At 73.9% G+C, this 13,893-nt stretch carries 13 protein-coding genes; 9 read left to right on the top strand and 4 right to left on the bottom strand.

Going from position 1 to position 13,893, the window contains the following annotated elements:
* The first annotated feature begins 96 nt into the window (after positions 1-96).
* Entirely contained in the window at positions 97-816 is a 720-nt protein-coding gene (locus MANAM107_RS03250; RefSeq protein ID WP_223912815.1) for an aminoacyl-tRNA hydrolase, read from the top strand.
* A gap of 238 nt (positions 817-1,054) precedes the next feature.
* Here MANAM107_RS03250 and MANAM107_RS03245 read toward each other — a convergent pair whose 3' ends face one another.
* Both MANAM107_RS03245 and MANAM107_RS03240 read right to left on the bottom strand, forming a co-directional pair.
* Positions 1,055-1,597, bottom strand: coding sequence for a GtrA family protein (locus MANAM107_RS03245; protein ID WP_223911067.1), 543 nt, complete (start codon positions 1,595-1,597; stop codon positions 1,055-1,057).
* 270 nt (positions 1,598-1,867) lie between these two features.
* On the bottom strand, positions 1,868-2,557 hold the full coding sequence (locus MANAM107_RS03240) for an HAD family hydrolase (RefSeq protein ID WP_223911064.1): 690 nt from the start codon (positions 2,555-2,557) through the stop codon (positions 1,868-1,870).
* Between the two features lie 802 nt (positions 2,558-3,359).
* On the opposite strand from MANAM107_RS03240, the gene MANAM107_RS03235 reads away from it, so the two are divergent.
* On the top strand, positions 3,360-4,787 hold the full coding sequence (locus tag MANAM107_RS03235) for a M18 family aminopeptidase (RefSeq protein ID WP_223911061.1): 1,428 nt from the start codon (positions 3,360-3,362) through the stop codon (positions 4,785-4,787).
* A gap of 2 nt (positions 4,788-4,789) precedes the next feature.
* Positions 4,790-5,263: a YchJ family protein gene (locus MANAM107_RS03230; RefSeq protein WP_223911058.1), complete on the top strand. Its 474-nt coding sequence runs from the start codon at positions 4,790-4,792 to the stop codon at positions 5,261-5,263.
* Positions 5,264-5,463: 200 nt separating this feature from the next.
* Here the strand turns inward: MANAM107_RS03230 and MANAM107_RS03225 are convergent, their stop codons facing one another.
* Positions 5,464-6,570 (bottom strand): oxidoreductase, encoded by a 1,107-nt coding sequence (locus MANAM107_RS03225; protein WP_223911055.1) that lies wholly within the window; start codon positions 6,568-6,570, stop codon positions 5,464-5,466.
* Between the two features lie 113 nt (positions 6,571-6,683).
* Between MANAM107_RS03225 and MANAM107_RS03220 the strand changes: the two genes are divergently transcribed.
* Positions 6,684-7,781 carry a patatin-like phospholipase family protein gene (locus tag MANAM107_RS03220; RefSeq protein ID WP_223911051.1) on the top strand — a complete coding sequence of 366 codons (1,098 nt, stop codon included), beginning with the start codon at positions 6,684-6,686 and terminating at the stop codon, positions 7,779-7,781.
* Positions 7,782-7,975: 194 nt separating this feature from the next.
* Here the strand turns inward: MANAM107_RS03220 and MANAM107_RS03215 are convergent, their stop codons facing one another.
* Entirely contained in the window at positions 7,976-8,515 is a 540-nt protein-coding gene (locus MANAM107_RS03215; RefSeq protein ID WP_223911048.1) for an NUDIX domain-containing protein, read from the bottom strand.
* A 208-nt stretch (positions 8,516-8,723) separates the two neighbouring features.
* On the opposite strand from MANAM107_RS03215, the gene MANAM107_RS03210 reads away from it, so the two are divergent.
* The 5 genes from MANAM107_RS03210 (at position 8,724) to MANAM107_RS03190 (ending at position 13,891) form a co-directional block, all read left to right on the top strand.
* Entirely contained in the window at positions 8,724-9,308 is a 585-nt protein-coding gene (locus MANAM107_RS03210; RefSeq protein WP_223911045.1) for a P-loop NTPase family protein, read from the top strand.
* Positions 9,309-9,328: 20 nt separating this feature from the next.
* Positions 9,329-10,330 (top strand): alpha/beta fold hydrolase, encoded by a 1,002-nt coding sequence (locus tag MANAM107_RS03205; RefSeq protein ID WP_223911043.1) that lies wholly within the window; start codon positions 9,329-9,331, stop codon positions 10,328-10,330.
* A 119-nt stretch (positions 10,331-10,449) separates the two neighbouring features.
* Positions 10,450-11,061 carry a biotin transporter BioY gene (locus tag MANAM107_RS03200; protein WP_223911040.1) on the top strand — a complete coding sequence of 204 codons (612 nt, stop codon included), beginning with the start codon at positions 10,450-10,452 and terminating at the stop codon, positions 11,059-11,061.
* Positions 11,062-11,316: 255 nt separating this feature from the next.
* Entirely contained in the window at positions 11,317-12,543 is a 1,227-nt protein-coding gene (locus MANAM107_RS03195; protein WP_223911037.1) for an MsnO8 family LLM class oxidoreductase, read from the top strand.
* Positions 12,544-12,931: 388 nt separating this feature from the next.
* Positions 12,932-13,891, top strand: coding sequence for an ABC transporter permease (locus MANAM107_RS03190; RefSeq protein WP_223911033.1), 960 nt, complete (start codon positions 12,932-12,934; stop codon positions 13,889-13,891).
* The last annotated feature ends 2 nt before the right edge of the window (positions 13,892-13,893 follow it).

Genomic DNA, 13,893 nt, shown 5'->3' with positions numbered 1-13,893 from the left:
CCAGCAGCGCCACCGCCCGCCCCGCACCCCGAGCGTCCCACGACTGAGCGCCCCGCCGCCATACCCCCGGGCGCTGACCACCCGGTGCCCTGGGGCATGCAGATCGCCGTGCGCTACGACAAGGTCCACCCGCCCCGCCGCATCGACGTCGCCGAGGCTGCCGCCAGGGCGGTCGTCTCACTCCTGGCCGCCCCCGAGTCGGCCCCCGGCGGCCCCTGGCACGACGACGTCGTCCACTGGCGCGACGGGCGCATCCGCAAGCTCGTGCGCCGAGCCCGGGGCAAGCGGTGGGAGGAGATCGGGCGGCTCCCCGGCGTCACCGTCACCCAGGAGGGGCCGCTGGGGTGGGGGACGGCAGCCGCCCGTGCCTTCGTGCCCGCCCCCGTGCGGCCACTGCCCGCGGCGCTGGCCAGGACCCAGGTGGAGGGCACCCACTTCCCCAGCGGTGAGGATCTGCCGCCCCCGCCTGCCGCCGTGACCGCCGGCCTCGCCGACCTGGCGCAGGCAGGCGGTGTCATCGACCTGGGGGCGGAGTCGACCACCGTCGACGCCCTGGTGACTATCGAGGTCACGCCCTTCCACGAGATGACCTCCGGCAAGCTCGCCGCCCAGTGCGCCCACGCCGCCCAGCTGGCCTGGGAGAGCCCGGACATGGGGGAGGGGCTGCGGCGGGCCTGGGAGCGCGACGGCTACCGGGTGCGCGTCGTGCGGCCCTCCCGCGAGCAGTGGGAGGCCACCCGCCGCCCCGTCAGTGTCACCGATGCGGGCTACACCGAGCTCGACGGCCCCACGCTCACCACCCGCGCCTACTGGTGAGGGGTCGCCGGTCGACGGCGGGACAGGACGGCGGGACAGGTTGGGCGTCACTTCACGACGGAGGCGTCACTTCGCGACGGAGGCGACACCTGTGAGGGGTGTTCACGTCGCGAAGTGACGCGCTTTTCGCGAAACGACGTCGTTCTTGAGCCTCCTCAGCTCCCGGGAGGCGCCGGCGGGGCAGTGAGGGGAGCCGGGGCCCGCGCCCCCTGGGCCGGGCGCCGCAGGGCCCTGTGATTCAGGAGCCCTCGGGCTCGGGAACACCGCGGAAGACCCACAGACGCATGAGCACATACAGGTAGACGCCCTCGCAGCAGGCCGACAGGAACCGTGCCAGCTCGGCGTTCATCCCCAGCCAGTGCAGCAGGGAGGACAGCCCCAGGATGAAGATGACGTACTGGCTGATGAGGCCCACCACGTAGCGCGAGCCCTGGGCCACCAGGTGGCCGTGGGCCTGGAAGTTCAGCCACCGGTTGAGCAGCAGGGAGTAGAGCCCGGCGATGGCGTAGCCCACGGTGACCGCCAGCGGGTAGAACCAGTGCAGCTTCTCGTAGAGGAACCACAGGAAGGCGATGTCCAGCAGGAAGGCCGAGCCGTTGATGATCGCGTAGCCGATGAAGGTCACCGGCACGCGGCGGCGCAGCACTGCGGGCAGACGGCGGTGGATGGCGTGGATGAGCGCCTGGAAGCGCATGGGGGCACGACGCGAGGAGCCCGGCTGCGGGTCCTGTACCCGCAGGCGCTCCAACGGCACCGGGTCGGTGTGCGTCGTGGTCGCCATGGGGCCTCCGTTTCTCTGGGCTGTTCTGAACGGCCCCTGCCTGCGTCGTTGTCGCACCTGGTGGTGCGGGGCACTCGACGTCGGCGATGCGGGCACTGTGGGCGAGTCTTCCCCCGCCCGGTCCCGGTGGCAAGTCTCCTTCAGGATGAGTTCGACGACGTCGTCCCCTCCTCCCGACGGAGGAGGAGACCCGCGTGGGTGCGGTGCCCGGCCGGCCCCGGGCGGGGCCTGCTCGGCACCGGCGCAGGGCAGTGCTGGTGCCCCGATGGCTCAGGCCTCGGGGCGCACCGGGGGCTGGGCCCGGCCCAGCTCCTCGGCCAGCTCGCGGCGCAGCACCCGGCCTCCGGCGTCGGCCGGGTGGTGGATGGAGCGGATGCCCAGGCTCTGGGCCACGGAGATGTTCTCGGCATTGTCATCGACGAAGAGGGCCTGCTCGGCGCTGACCCCCGCCAGGGCGAGGACCCGGTGGAAGAAGTCGGGGCTGGGCTTGGCCGCTCCCACCTCGCAGGAGTAGGCGTCCAGGTCGCACAGGCCGTCATAGCCCAGCACGGTGCGCATCCAGTCCCGGCGCTCATGCTGCTGATTGGTGGCCAGGACTGTGAGGTAGCCGCTGGCGCGCAGGTCGCGCACCACCTGCCAGGCGGTGGGGTCGGGGGTGGCCCGCCACCACAGGTCGAGCAGCTCCTCGGTGCCGGCCTCCAGCCCCAGGCGCTCGACCAGGCGGGCCAGCAGGTCGCGCAGGTCCTCGCGGCCCTCCAGCGCGTCGACCTCCTCATCGAGCAGGGCCCGGGCGAAGCTCGGGCCGCCGCCTGCGGCCAGGGCCTGCTCCCAGGGGGTGCCGATGAGCTGGAGGACGCCGTCGGCATCCAGCAGAACGGCGCGCACGGCGCTCGCGGGCGGAAAAGCTGCGGGGGCGGCTGCGGAGGGGTCGTCTGCTGCGGCAGGGGGCATCGGAGTCATGGGCGAAGTCTGCCACCCGCCCCCGGTGGGGAAGCGCCCGCTGGGTCCAGGGCGACGGCGGTGAGCTCGTTGGCCTCCGGCCCTCGGGGGCCGCTGCCGACGTGTGCTCCTGGTGCCGCCTCTCCTGCCGGCTTCCACCCCGGTGCGAGGGACAGCTCGTGGTGCGGGGGCGGCGTGGCCGGGACGATCCACCGGGGCCGGGCTCGTCCCGGAGCGCTGGATCGGCTGGGCGGAGGCTGTGCCGGGGGAGCCGCGCCGCCCGGGGGCGCGGGCTGGAGCGGGCCGGGCCAGTGCCGGCGGTGAGGGGGCGCGGTTGGGCGTCACTTCGCGACAAGGGCGTCACTTCGCGGAATGGACGTACCCTGTAGGTGGCGTCGAAGTCGCGAAGCGACGCTCTTTCCGCCAACCGACGCCGATCCTGAGCCCCAGAGGCCCCAGAGGCCCCGGACAGGCGATCCCAGGCGCTCAACAGGCCCGACTGGGCTCCAGCCGAGCAGCAGCCATGCTGCACCCTGCCGGCCGCGCCCACCAGCCTCCCGGAGCGCCGGACCCTCCTGGTGCGCACCCAGGCCCTGCCCGCGCCGACGGCGTCGACCACCGCCCGGGGAGGTGCACCTGGCTGCGCGGTGCTGTTCCTGCCCTGGTGCTTGGGGCCCGCTCGTGGGGCAGTTGGGCGGCATGGCGGCCGGGCGGTGCGGCTGGGAGGCGCGGTGCGGCGGCCGGGCGGCGCAGGGCCGGGCCCCGGCCGTGCGGCAGCGCAGCAACACACTGAAACACACCGCCCCAGTGACACACTGGGCCCATGACGACCCCCGACTCCGAGCCCGCCACCTCGTCTGAGCCCACTGAGCCCACAGGCACCGCCGTCGCCGACAGCCCCGGCCCCGCAGCCTCGGCCGCCGCTCCCGGCCCCCTGCGCGATGAGGAGGCCTACACCAACTCCCTCATCAGCTTCGTGACCGCCTCCCCCTCCAGCTACCACGCCGCCGCCGAGACGGCGCGCCGCCTGGAGGCAGCCGGCTTCCAGCGGATGCGGGAGACCGAGGCCTGGGAGGGGGCGCCTGCCCGCGGCTACGCCGTCCGCGACGGCGCCATCATCGCCTGGCTCCTGCCCGAGCGGCTGGAGGCCGATGCGGGCTGGAGGATCGTCGGCGCCCACACCGACTCCCCGGCCCTCAAGCTCAAGCCGCGGGCCGCCGTCGTGCGCGACGGCATCCAGGCCCTGGGCGTGGAGGTCTACGGCGGGCCCCTGCTCAACTCCTTCCTGGACCGCGAGCTCGGGCTGGCCGGGCGCCTGGTCACCCGCGACGGCGCCGTCCGCCTCGTGCGCACCGGCCCCGTGGCGCGCGTCGCCCAGGTGGCCCCCCACCTGGACCGCAGCGTCAACGACTCCCTCCACCTGGACCGCCAGGCCCACCTCATGCCCCTGTGGTCGCTGCCGGCCCCGGGCTCCGACCCCGAGGCCCTGCGCCAGTGGGCCCGCCCCGACGCCCCCGAGCGCCACCTGTGCGAGCTGGCCGGGATCGACCCGCACGACCTGGCCCTCCACGACGTCGTCACCTACCCCACGCAGGCCCCGGCGCGCTTCGGGCTGCGCGGGGAGATGCTGGCCTCGGCCAGGCTGGACAACCTCTCCTCCGTCCACGCCGCCCTGTGCGCCCTGGAGGAGGCCGCCGCACCCGGCGGGCACACCCCCACCGGGCCCCTCCTCATGGTGGCCAACGACCATGAGGAGGTGGGGTCGAGCACCCGCTCGGGTGCCGGCGGGCCCTTCCTGGAGAGCATCCTTGAGCGCCTGTCCCGGGCCCTGGGCGTCGAGGGCGAGGCCCGGGCCGCCATGATCGCCCGCTCCCTGTGCGTCTCGGCCGACGCCGCCCACGCCGCCCACCCCGCCTACGGCCACCTCCACGACCCGGTGGTCCGGCCGGTCCTGGGCGGGGGGCCGGTGCTCAAGATCAACGCCCAGCAGCGCTACGCCACCGACGCCGTCGGCGCGGCCGTGTGGGCCCGGGCCTGCGCGGTTGCCGGCGTGCCCAGCCAGGACTTCGTATCGAACAATGCGGTTGCCTGCGGCTCGACCATCGGCCCCATCACCGCCACCCGGCTCGGCATCACCACCATCGACGTCGGCCAGGCCCTGCTGTCCATGCACTCCCAGCGCGAGATGTGCGCCGTGGCCGACGGGCCCCTCCTGGCCCGCGCCCTGCACGCCTACTGGCTGGGGGCCTGAGCATGGGGCGGCGAGCACGGCAGGCCGGTACTCGCGCGAGCGCGGATGCCGGGGCCTCGCCGGTGCGCAGCGCAGGCGTGCGGGGCGCCGACCCCTGCCCCTGCGGCACCGGCGCCAGCTTCGCCACGTGCTGCGAGCCCATCCACGATGGTCGGGTCGCCCCCACCGCTGAGGCGCTCATGCGCTCGCGGTACTCGGCCTTCGCCGTCGGGGATGAGGACCACATCTTCCGCACCTGGCACCCGCGCACCCGCCCGCCCGGCCCCTACTGCCATCCCGGCACGCAGTGGCTGGGGCTGCGCATCGAGGAGGTCGTGGCCGGGCAGGCGGATGATGAGGCGGGCATCGTGGAGTTCACCGCCCGCTACCGGGCGGTCGATGGGCGGGGAGGCATCGCCGTCGACGAGCTGCGGGAGCGCTCCCGCTTCGTGCGCCGCGCCGGGCGCTGGCTCTACCTGGAGGCCCTGCCCCGCTGAGCCCTGCCCCCTTCTGCGGATTGCCCCTTCAAGATGCGGGTCGCCACCCCGGCAGGCGTCGGATCCGCGTCTAGGAGCGCTAGGAGCGGGAGAGCCGCGCAGGGCCCGGGCCGGCCAGCCGCAGGCCTGCCGCCGAGGACGGCCCCGCGGCGGGAAGGGGCAGCGCCCAGGCGGCCCGGCCGTCCCGGGCGGGGCCCCGCCTACTGCCAGGTCCCGCGCCAGTACTGGATGGGCCACGGGGCCTCGTCCCAGGCGCGGGCCCCCAGGTCCGCGGCCCAGCGCAGCGGCAGGTAGGGGTCGCGCAGGGCCGCACGGCCCACGGCGATGGCGTCGGCCTGCCCGCTCACCAGCGCCTGCTCCGCCTGGGCGGCCTGCTGGATGAGCCCCACGCCCACCACCGGGGCCCGCCCCTCCACCGCCCGGCGCACGCCCTCGGACAGCGGCAGCTGGTAGCCCGGCCCCACCGGCACTTCGGCGGGGGCATTGCCGCCGCTGGAGATGTGCAGGACATCGACCCCCGCCGTCACCAGCTCGCCCGCCAGCCCAGCGGTCTCCTCCAGGGTCAGCCCGCCCTCCAGCCAGTCGGTGGCCGACAGGCGCACTCCCAGGGCCCGCTCCTCCCCGATCGCCTCGCGCACGGCCTGCGCCACGCGCAGCGCGAAGCGCCGTCGACCCACCGCATCGCCGCCGTAGTCGTCGTGCCGCTCATTGGACAGCGGGGAGAGGAACTCGTGGATGAGGTAGCCGTGCGCCCCATGGAGCTCGATGACCTCGTATCCGGCCCGCACTGCACGCCGGGCCGCGGCGGCGAAGGCCTCGACCAGGCGGTCGATCCCGGCGGCGTCGAGCTCGGCGGGCTCGGCATGCCCGGGGTAGGCGATGGGGGAGGGGGCGAGCAGCTCCCAGCCCTCCAGGGTGGTGCGCCGCGCCCCCGGGGCGGCCGGGCACATCGCCGGGGTGCCGGCCTTGCGGCCCCCGTGCCCCAGCTGGATGCCGGGCAGGGCACCGCCCTTGGCGATGGCCCGGGCCAGGCGGCGGTGGCCCTCGACCTGCCGGTCATCCCACAGGCCCAGATCCTGGGGCGAGAGCCGGCCCTCGGGGGAGACCGCGGTGGCCTCCACGATGACGGTCCCGAAGCCGCCCACCGACCGGCTGGCGTAGTGGGTGAGGTGCCAGTCGGACACCCGTCCGTCGCCGGCCTCGGCGCTGTACATGCACATGGGCGGCAGCCACAGGCGGTTGCGCGCCCGGGTGCCGCGGATCGTCAGGGGCTCCAGGATGCGGGGGGAGGCGTGAGAAGGGCTCATGCCGGTCACGCTACGCCGGTGCCCGGGCGCCGTCGTCGGCCGATGCGGCGGTGCGCGGGCAGCGGACAGCGCCGCGGGCGGGAATAGCCGGGATGCCGCAATAGGGTGCGGGCATGCCGAGTCCCAGCAGCCAGACCGACTCCCCACCCCCGATCCCGCCGCGCCCGACGCCGGAGGCCCGCCCTGCCAGTGCCCGCGCCACAGCCCTGACGACGGCGCGCGCTGCCGGCACCGCCCACGCCGCCTCGGCCACGGCGCGCCCCGAGCGCGGCAGGCCCGCGCCCCCCGCCCCACGGGTGCCCTTCGGCCACCCCGACCACCGGCCCGCCCCCATCACCCATGGGCCCGACGATGTCGCCCTGATCTTCGAGGGCGGGGGCATGCGCGGGGCCTACACCGCCGCACTGGTGCGGGTGATGCTGGAGGCCGGCCTGTCCTTCCCCTGGGTGGGCGGCATCTCCGCCGGCTGCACGCACACCTGCAACTTCGTCTCGCGCGACACCTGGCGCACCCGGGAGGCCTTCGTGTCCCTGGCCGCCGACCCGAGGGCCGGGGGCTGGGGGAGCTTCCTGCGGGGCCGGGGCTACTTCAACTCCGAGTACATCTACGAGCACACCTCGGCGCCCCAGGAGGCCCTGCCCTTCGACTGGCCCTCCTTCAGCTCCTCGGCCTCCACGGTGCGCATCGGCGCCCTGCGCTGCGACACGGGGCGCAGCGTCTACTGGGGGCTGGAGGACATGCCGGCCATGGGGGACCTGCTGGTGCGCGCCCGCGCCTCGTCCTCCATGCCGGTGCTCATGCCGATGGTGCGCATCGACGGTGTTCCCTACATGGACGGGGCCCTGGGGCCCACCGGGGGATTCGCCCTGGATGCGGCGCGCGGGGCCGGCTATGAGCGCTTCCTGGTGGTGATGACCCGTCCGCGGGGCTACGTCAAGCCTCCTGTGGGGCGGCCCGCCGCCTACCGGCGGCTCTTCGCGCGCTACCCGGCGCTGGCCCGGGGCATCATCGAGCGCCCCGCGAACTACAACCGGACCGTGGCCGAGCTCGAGGCGCTGAGCCGGCAGGGCCGGGCCTACCTCTTCCGCCCCGAGCGCATGTCGGTGGCCAACGGCGAGCTGCGCTACGACCGCATCGTCTCGGCCTTCGAGGCGGGGCTGGCGCAGGCCCACCGGGAGCTGCCCGCCATCGAGGACTTCCTAGCGGGTTGAGGGGCTCGGGGCGCAGGACCGTGACTGCCTGAGGCGTGGCCGGGAGCCCGGGCCCGGATTGATCCGCGGTTCCCCCTGAGACGCGGATCCGCCGCCCTGTGCTCGTCGGGCCTGCGCCTCCAAGGCCGGGTGCGGGCGGTTCGCCCTCGTGGGCGCCGCCCCGCTCCTCCGCGCCTGTGCGGCCCCAGTGCCCCTCAGTGGGGCAGTGCCGTCCCGTAGCGGTCGAGGCGCTCGCCGGGATCGAAGCCCATGGTCATGATCGCGGGCAGGGCGGCCCCGCCGTCCAGATGGTCGGCCAGGAGGGCGAGCACGCGGCGCTCATGCGGGGGCGTGGGCTCGGGCAGGCGGTCGAGGGCGAACCACTCAAGGGCAGCGGTCTTGCCTGGCTCCTGGATGCGCGGCTCCCCCGACCATGAGCGCAGGGTGAAGAAGAAGTCCACTCGCTGCTCCCGGGGCGCCCCGCCGGGGTCGTTGCTGCGGTGCATGGCGGTCAGGGGAGCCAGGTCGCCGGCCCCGGCACTGACTCCGAGCTCCTCACCCAGCTCGCGCAGCGCGGTGGCCACGACGCTCTCCCCGTCCTCCACATGGCCGGCGGCCCCGCAGGCCCAGTACCCGTCCATATAGCCGGTGCGCTGCCGCAGCTGGAGGAGCACCTGGTCGGCCCCGCCCTCGGGGCAGGGTCGCAGGAGCAGGATGTAGGCGGCCGGGATGAGGGCGAAGGAATGAGCGGGCACGGGGCAACACTAGGTGGTCGACGCCGGCGGCGCCCCCGCTCGCGATCTCGTACCCTGGCCCGCCGGCTCGTACCCCTGACTGACGAGATCGAGTGCAGGGGTATGAGATCGTGGAGCTCGACCTGCGGTGGGCCCCGCACGGTGGCCTCGCGTCGTCCCTGCCCGGTAGCCTGGCCGCTCGCATCGAGCCCGAGCCCCAGGAGGCCCCATGCCCCGCGCGAGGATCGAGGATGTGGCCCGCGCCAGGCGCATCCTCCTCTACGGGGTCACCGGCTCGGGCAAGTCCACGGCGGCCGCGCGCCTCTCCCGCGCCCTGGGCCTGCCGCTGCACCTGGCCGATGAGGAGATCGGCTTCCTGCCGGCGCAGGAGGCGGCGTGGACCAATCCTCCGCGGGGCCGGCAGCTGGCCCTGGCCCGCACCCTGGTAGCCCAGGACGAGTGGGTGCTCGATTCCGCCTATGGCCTCTGGCAGGACAGCGTCCTGGAGCGCGCCCAGGTGGTGGTCGCCCTGGACTACCCGCGGGTGGTCTCCTTGGCGCGGCTCGTGCGCCGCACCGCCCGCCGGGTCCGTGACCAGGAGCGGGTCTGCAACGGCAACACCGAGTCATGGGCCCGGGCGGTGGGACCGGAGTCGATCCTGCTGTGGCACGCCCGGACCTTCTCGCGCAAGCGCCGCTTTGTGCGCGAGCTGGAGGACTCCGCCCAAGGCCCCCCTGTGCTGCGCCTGCACCGCCCCCACGAGCTCGACCGCCTCCTGGCCGGCCTGGGCCGGCACCGGGGCGCTGACGGGTAGCCTCGGCGCCAGGAGGACCCATGCACACCCAGATCACCCATATGACGGCGGCCGACGGCGCCCGGCTGGCCATCCACTCCTGGCTGCCCGACGGCGTGGCGCCCCTGCGGGACGAGGGCCCCGAGGCCCGGCCTCAGGCCCCCGCCGCGGCCCGGCCCCGGGCCGTCATCCAGGTCGTCCACGGTATGGCCGAGCACGCCGCCCGCTATGGGCGCTTCGCCGCGGCGGCCGTGAAGGCCGGCTACGCGGTCTACGCCGACGACCACCGCGGCCATGGCGCCACGGCCGCCGCCGAGGACCGGGGCCACCTGGCCGACGAGGACGGCTGGAGCCTGGTGGTCGGCGACCTGTCCGCCCTCCTGGACCGGATTCGGGCCGCCTACCCCGGCGTGCCCGTCGTTCTCATGGGCCACTCCTGGGGCTCCTTCCTGGCGCGGGATCTGGCCACCCGCCGTGGGGAGGAGCTCGCGGGCCTCATCCTCCTGGGCACCGGCTCGGGGGTGGGGACGCTGACCGCACCGGGCATGGCCCTGGCCTCGGCCGAGTCGCGCATGCGCGGCAGGAGCCGTCCCAGCCGCCTCCTGCACGCCCTGGCCTTCGGCCCCTACCGCAGGCACTTCACCCCCAACCGTACCGAGGTCGACTGGCTCAGCCGCGACCCGGTGGAGGTCGACCGCTACGTCGCCGACCCCCTGTGCGGCTTCGTGACCACCTCCGGCTTCTTCCTCGACCTCCTGGCAGGGATGGCTACGGTCAGCAGTCGCGATCATGCGCGCTCCATGCCGCAGGGCCTGCCGATGCTCCTGGCCTCGGGCGACCACGACCCGGTGGGCGCCATGGGAGCCGGGGTGCGCCGAGTGGCCACGATGTACCGCCATGCCGGCGTGCGCGAGGTGGCCCTCACCCTCTACCCGGGCGCGCGCCACGAGCTGCTCAACGAGACCAACCGCGAGCAGGTCGTGGCCGACCTCCTGGCCTGGATCACCGCCCACCTCGGACCCAGCACTGCCGTAGGCGGTTGACCCAGCGCTCCCGTGGACGGCGGAACCCACCCGTGTTGTGTGATTCCTACAAGATGAGCCGGTGCTTCTCGGAGCAATGTGGCCAAGCGCTGGGTGCTCGCTGCCCTTAGGGTTGTGGCATGACGACGAAGAACACCTCATCCGCCTCCGCCGGGGAGCTCGCTGCGCAGGCAGGCGTCCGCCCCCTGAGCCCGCTGCGAGCCATCGCGCGCGAATCCGCCCTCATCCTGTCCGGTACCGCCGCCATCGCCCTCATCGGCCAGCTGGCCATTCCGCTTCCCTTCACTCCTGTCCCCATCACTCTGGGCACCTTCGCCGCCCTGGCGGTGGGTGTCGTCCTGGGCTCGCGCCGCGGCGTGGCAGCCTCCCTCCTCCTGGCAGCGCTGGCCGCTGCGGGCGCCCCCGTGTTGGCCGGCTGGACCTCGGGGGTCGGCGTGACCTTCGGCTACGTCCTGGGCTACGCCCTCATCGCCGACATCGCGGGCCGGGCGGCGCGACTGTGGACCCGCAGCGCCGACGCCTCTGCGCTGCACCGCACCCTGGTGGCCTTCGCGGTCATGCTCGTGGCCTCCTCCATCGTCTTCGTCCCCGGCGTCATCTGGCTCAAGCTCGCCACTGGCATGGACTGGGGCTCCGCCCTGGGCCTGGGCCTCGTGCCCTTCCTGGTGGGTGACGTCATCAAGGCGATGGCGGCCACCAGCCTGCTGCCCTTCCGTGGTCGTCTCCATTGAGATCGGGGCCACGCGGCCCTGAGATCCTCGGGCTCATCGCCCGCACAGCCCCCACCCGGCTGTGCGGGCGTGTGTGTGCCGCGTGATGCTCTGCTGATTCTCCGCGCGAGGGAGGGCGCAGCTGCCCGGGGCTTGCACGTCTTCCGCCCCTGGAGCGGGCGTGGCGGTGCTGAGGATGTGCAGCGGGCGGCCCGGTGACGTCAGGGGTGGCGGCCCCGCACGGCCGGTGGGTGACGGCGGGGTTAGAGTGCCGTCATGACTCAGTCGCACAGGGGCGGTGGCCCCGTCCTGTCCGTCCTGGACATGGTGCCGGTCAGTGCCGGTAGGAGCCGCCGCGATGCCCTGGAGGAGATGGTCTCCCTGGCGCGCTGCGCGGAGGCGGCGGGCTACCGGCGCTACTGGCTGACCGAGCACCACGGCTCGACCACCTACCTCTCCTCGGCCACGACGATTCTCATGGGTCAGGTCCTGGCGGCCACCGAGCGCATGGGGGTGTGCTCGGGCGGGGTCATGCTGCCCAATCATGCCCCGCTGGTCATCGCTGAGCAGATCGGCACCCTGGCCACCCTCTACCCCTCGCGCGTGGGCCTGGGCCTGGGGCGCGCGCCCGGCACTGACCGCCTCACTGCGGCGGCCTTGCGGCGGCGCAACGCCTCCCCCCGCCATTTCGTTGAGGGGATCCTGGAGGTCCTCACCTACCTGGGGGCGGTGCCGCAGGATGGCGACGGCGCGGTGCCCGGCTCCCTGCTGCTGGGCTCGGACTCCCCGGCATCCCCGATGCCGTCCGGGGCCTCGGCTCCCGGCGAGCAGCACTCCTGCGCCATGCAGCCCGGCGCGCCTCGCACCGCCGGCGGCCCGGGCGCAGCCACGTCAACGGCGGGCGCACAGGCTCCGGCCCCGGCGGGTGCCGCGCCCGCGCGCGTGCGGGCCATCCCGGGGGAGGGGACGGCCCCGGCCGTGTGGATCCTGGGATCCTCGGTCAATGGGGCCCGGGTGGCCGGCAGCCTGGGCCTGCCCTTCGCGGTGGCCTCGCACTTCGCCCCCTCCCAGGCGGGGGCCGCGATCACCAGCTACCGCTCGGTCTTCGACGCCCAGGCCCCCACCAGTCAGGGCGCCCCGCGGATCGCGGCGGCGGTTAACGCCGTCGTCGCCCCCACCGCCCAGGAGGCGGAGCTGCTGTTCTCCACGGCGATGGCGGCGGCGGCGCGGATCCTCGGGGGCCGCCCCGGCCCGCTGGACCCGCCCGACCCCGCTCCGGGGGCATGGCGTGCCCTGGCGCCCGGCCGGGAGGCGATGGTGGAGGGCGCCATGGCCCTGTCGTATGTGGGCGCTCCCGACGACGTCGCTGCGGGCCTGCGCGACCTGGCCCTGCGCTGGGACCTCGACGAGATCCTCGTGGTCTGCCACGTCCACGACGCCGCGGCGCGGCGCCGCTCCTATGAGCTGCTCGCCCAGGCCATGGCCAGGCCGGCCACCTCCTGAGCGACTGGCGTCCGCATGGTGGTCTTGGTCGCATCTGCGGGGGTGCGATGGCGCCGGGGGCCGGGCTCCGCGGATGGCTCCCCGTCGTCGGTCCTGGTCTTGCCGCGCCAGTGGTGGTGCGGGCGCACGGGGCCGTGGGCATCGTCGGGCCGCCGCCGTCGGGAGGGCGAGGGGCGGAACCGGACCACCTTAAGTCTGTTCATTCCTGTTATCTGTAGCACACCCTAGGTGTACGGCAGGTTTCACTCTGAGGGTATGGTTCTCCACACCATCCGGACACGGTGTCGCGACGGTGTGCACCTGATCGGACGGTGATGTCCGTACACCCCTGGGGCGCTCTGTCCTCTGCGGCAGTGGGGCCTGGGGGTATCCCGGAAGAGAAGACCATATGCTCCCCTATCTAGCGCGGCGGCTCGCGAATTACGTGCTCCTGCTGTTCATAGCGACCTCCCTGGCCTATCTCATGGCCTCTTCCTCCCTCGACCCCACAGCGCTGTGGAACCGAGAGGATCCCAAGCTCAACTGGGATGCCATCAACGCCTCCCTCATGGCATACAACATCCACCCGGATATGCCCGTCTGGGAGCGCTACACCACCTGGCTCCAACAGGTCCTCCTCCACTGGGACTGGGGCAAGACCCCCAAGGGTGAGGCGATCAACGCCCTCATCGGCATCAAGATCGGGGTCTCCCTGCGCCTGGTGATCATCGGCGCCCTCCTGGGCATGGTGGGCGGTGTGGCCCTGGGCGCCTGGACGGCCACGCGCCAGTACTCCCTGTCCGACCGCGGCTTCTCGCTGGCCTCGATGGTCGTCATCTCCATGCCCGCCATGGTCATCGCGATCCTCCTGCAGGTCATCGCCGTGCGGATCAACAGCGCCACCGGCTACCAGATCTTCGAGTTCGTCGGGGAGGGGGATGGCTTCGCCGATAGGGCCCAGCATCTCCTCCTGCCCACGCTATCGATGTCCCTGGGGGCGATCGCCTCCTATTCGCGGTTCCAGCGCAACCTCATGCTCGACACCCTGGGCGCGGACTATGTGCGCACCGCCCGCGCCAAGGGCCTGGTCAAGCGCGCGGCCGTCACCCGGCACGCGCTGCGCACCGCCCTCATCCCCATGGCCACCTACTTCGCCTTCGCCCTGGCCACCCTGTTCACCGGCGCCGCCATCACCGAGCGCGTCTACGGCTGGCACGGCATGGGCGAGTACTCCATCAACGCCATCTCCCAGATGGACATCAACGGCACCGTGGCGGTGGTGGCCTTCACCGGCACCTGCACCCTGGCGGGCGCGCTGCTGTCCGACGTCTTCGTGGCCATCGTGGACCCGCGAGTGAGAGTGAGCTGACC

This window comes from Actinomyces capricornis (assembly GCF_019974135.1).
Lineage (GTDB): Bacteria > Actinomycetota > Actinomycetes > Actinomycetales > Actinomycetaceae > Actinomyces > Actinomyces capricornis.
The sequence above is the reverse complement of the archived record's forward strand: the minus strand, read 5'-3'. Positions and strand labels throughout refer to the sequence as shown.

Excerpts from the sequence above, each read along its gene's own strand:
- MANAM107_RS03250 (WP_223912815.1), top strand. The coding sequence starts at position 97 with ATGCAGATCGCCGTGCGCTACGACAAGGTCCACCCGCCCCGCCGCATC.
- MANAM107_RS03245 (WP_223911067.1), bottom strand. The coding sequence starts at position 1,597 with ATGGCGACCACGACGCACACCGACCCGGTGCCGTTGGAGCGCCTGCGG.
- MANAM107_RS03240 (WP_223911064.1), bottom strand. The coding sequence starts at position 2,557 with ATGACTCCGATGCCCCCTGCCGCAGCAGACGACCCCTCCGCAGCCGCC.
- MANAM107_RS03235 (WP_223911061.1), top strand. The coding sequence starts at position 3,360 with ATGACGACCCCCGACTCCGAGCCCGCCACCTCGTCTGAGCCCACTGAG.
- MANAM107_RS03230 (WP_223911058.1), top strand. The coding sequence starts at position 4,790 with ATGGGGCGGCGAGCACGGCAGGCCGGTACTCGCGCGAGCGCGGATGCC.
- MANAM107_RS03225 (WP_223911055.1), bottom strand. The coding sequence starts at position 6,570 with ATGAGCCCTTCTCACGCCTCCCCCCGCATCCTGGAGCCCCTGACGATC.
- MANAM107_RS03220 (WP_223911051.1), top strand. The coding sequence starts at position 6,684 with ATGCCGAGTCCCAGCAGCCAGACCGACTCCCCACCCCCGATCCCGCCG.
- MANAM107_RS03210 (WP_223911045.1), top strand. The coding sequence starts at position 8,724 with ATGCCCCGCGCGAGGATCGAGGATGTGGCCCGCGCCAGGCGCATCCTC.
- MANAM107_RS03205 (WP_223911043.1), top strand. The coding sequence starts at position 9,329 with ATGCACACCCAGATCACCCATATGACGGCGGCCGACGGCGCCCGGCTG.
- MANAM107_RS03200 (WP_223911040.1), top strand. The coding sequence starts at position 10,450 with ATGACGACGAAGAACACCTCATCCGCCTCCGCCGGGGAGCTCGCTGCG.
- MANAM107_RS03195 (WP_223911037.1), top strand. The coding sequence starts at position 11,317 with ATGACTCAGTCGCACAGGGGCGGTGGCCCCGTCCTGTCCGTCCTGGAC.
- MANAM107_RS03190 (WP_223911033.1), top strand. The coding sequence starts at position 12,932 with ATGCTCCCCTATCTAGCGCGGCGGCTCGCGAATTACGTGCTCCTGCTG.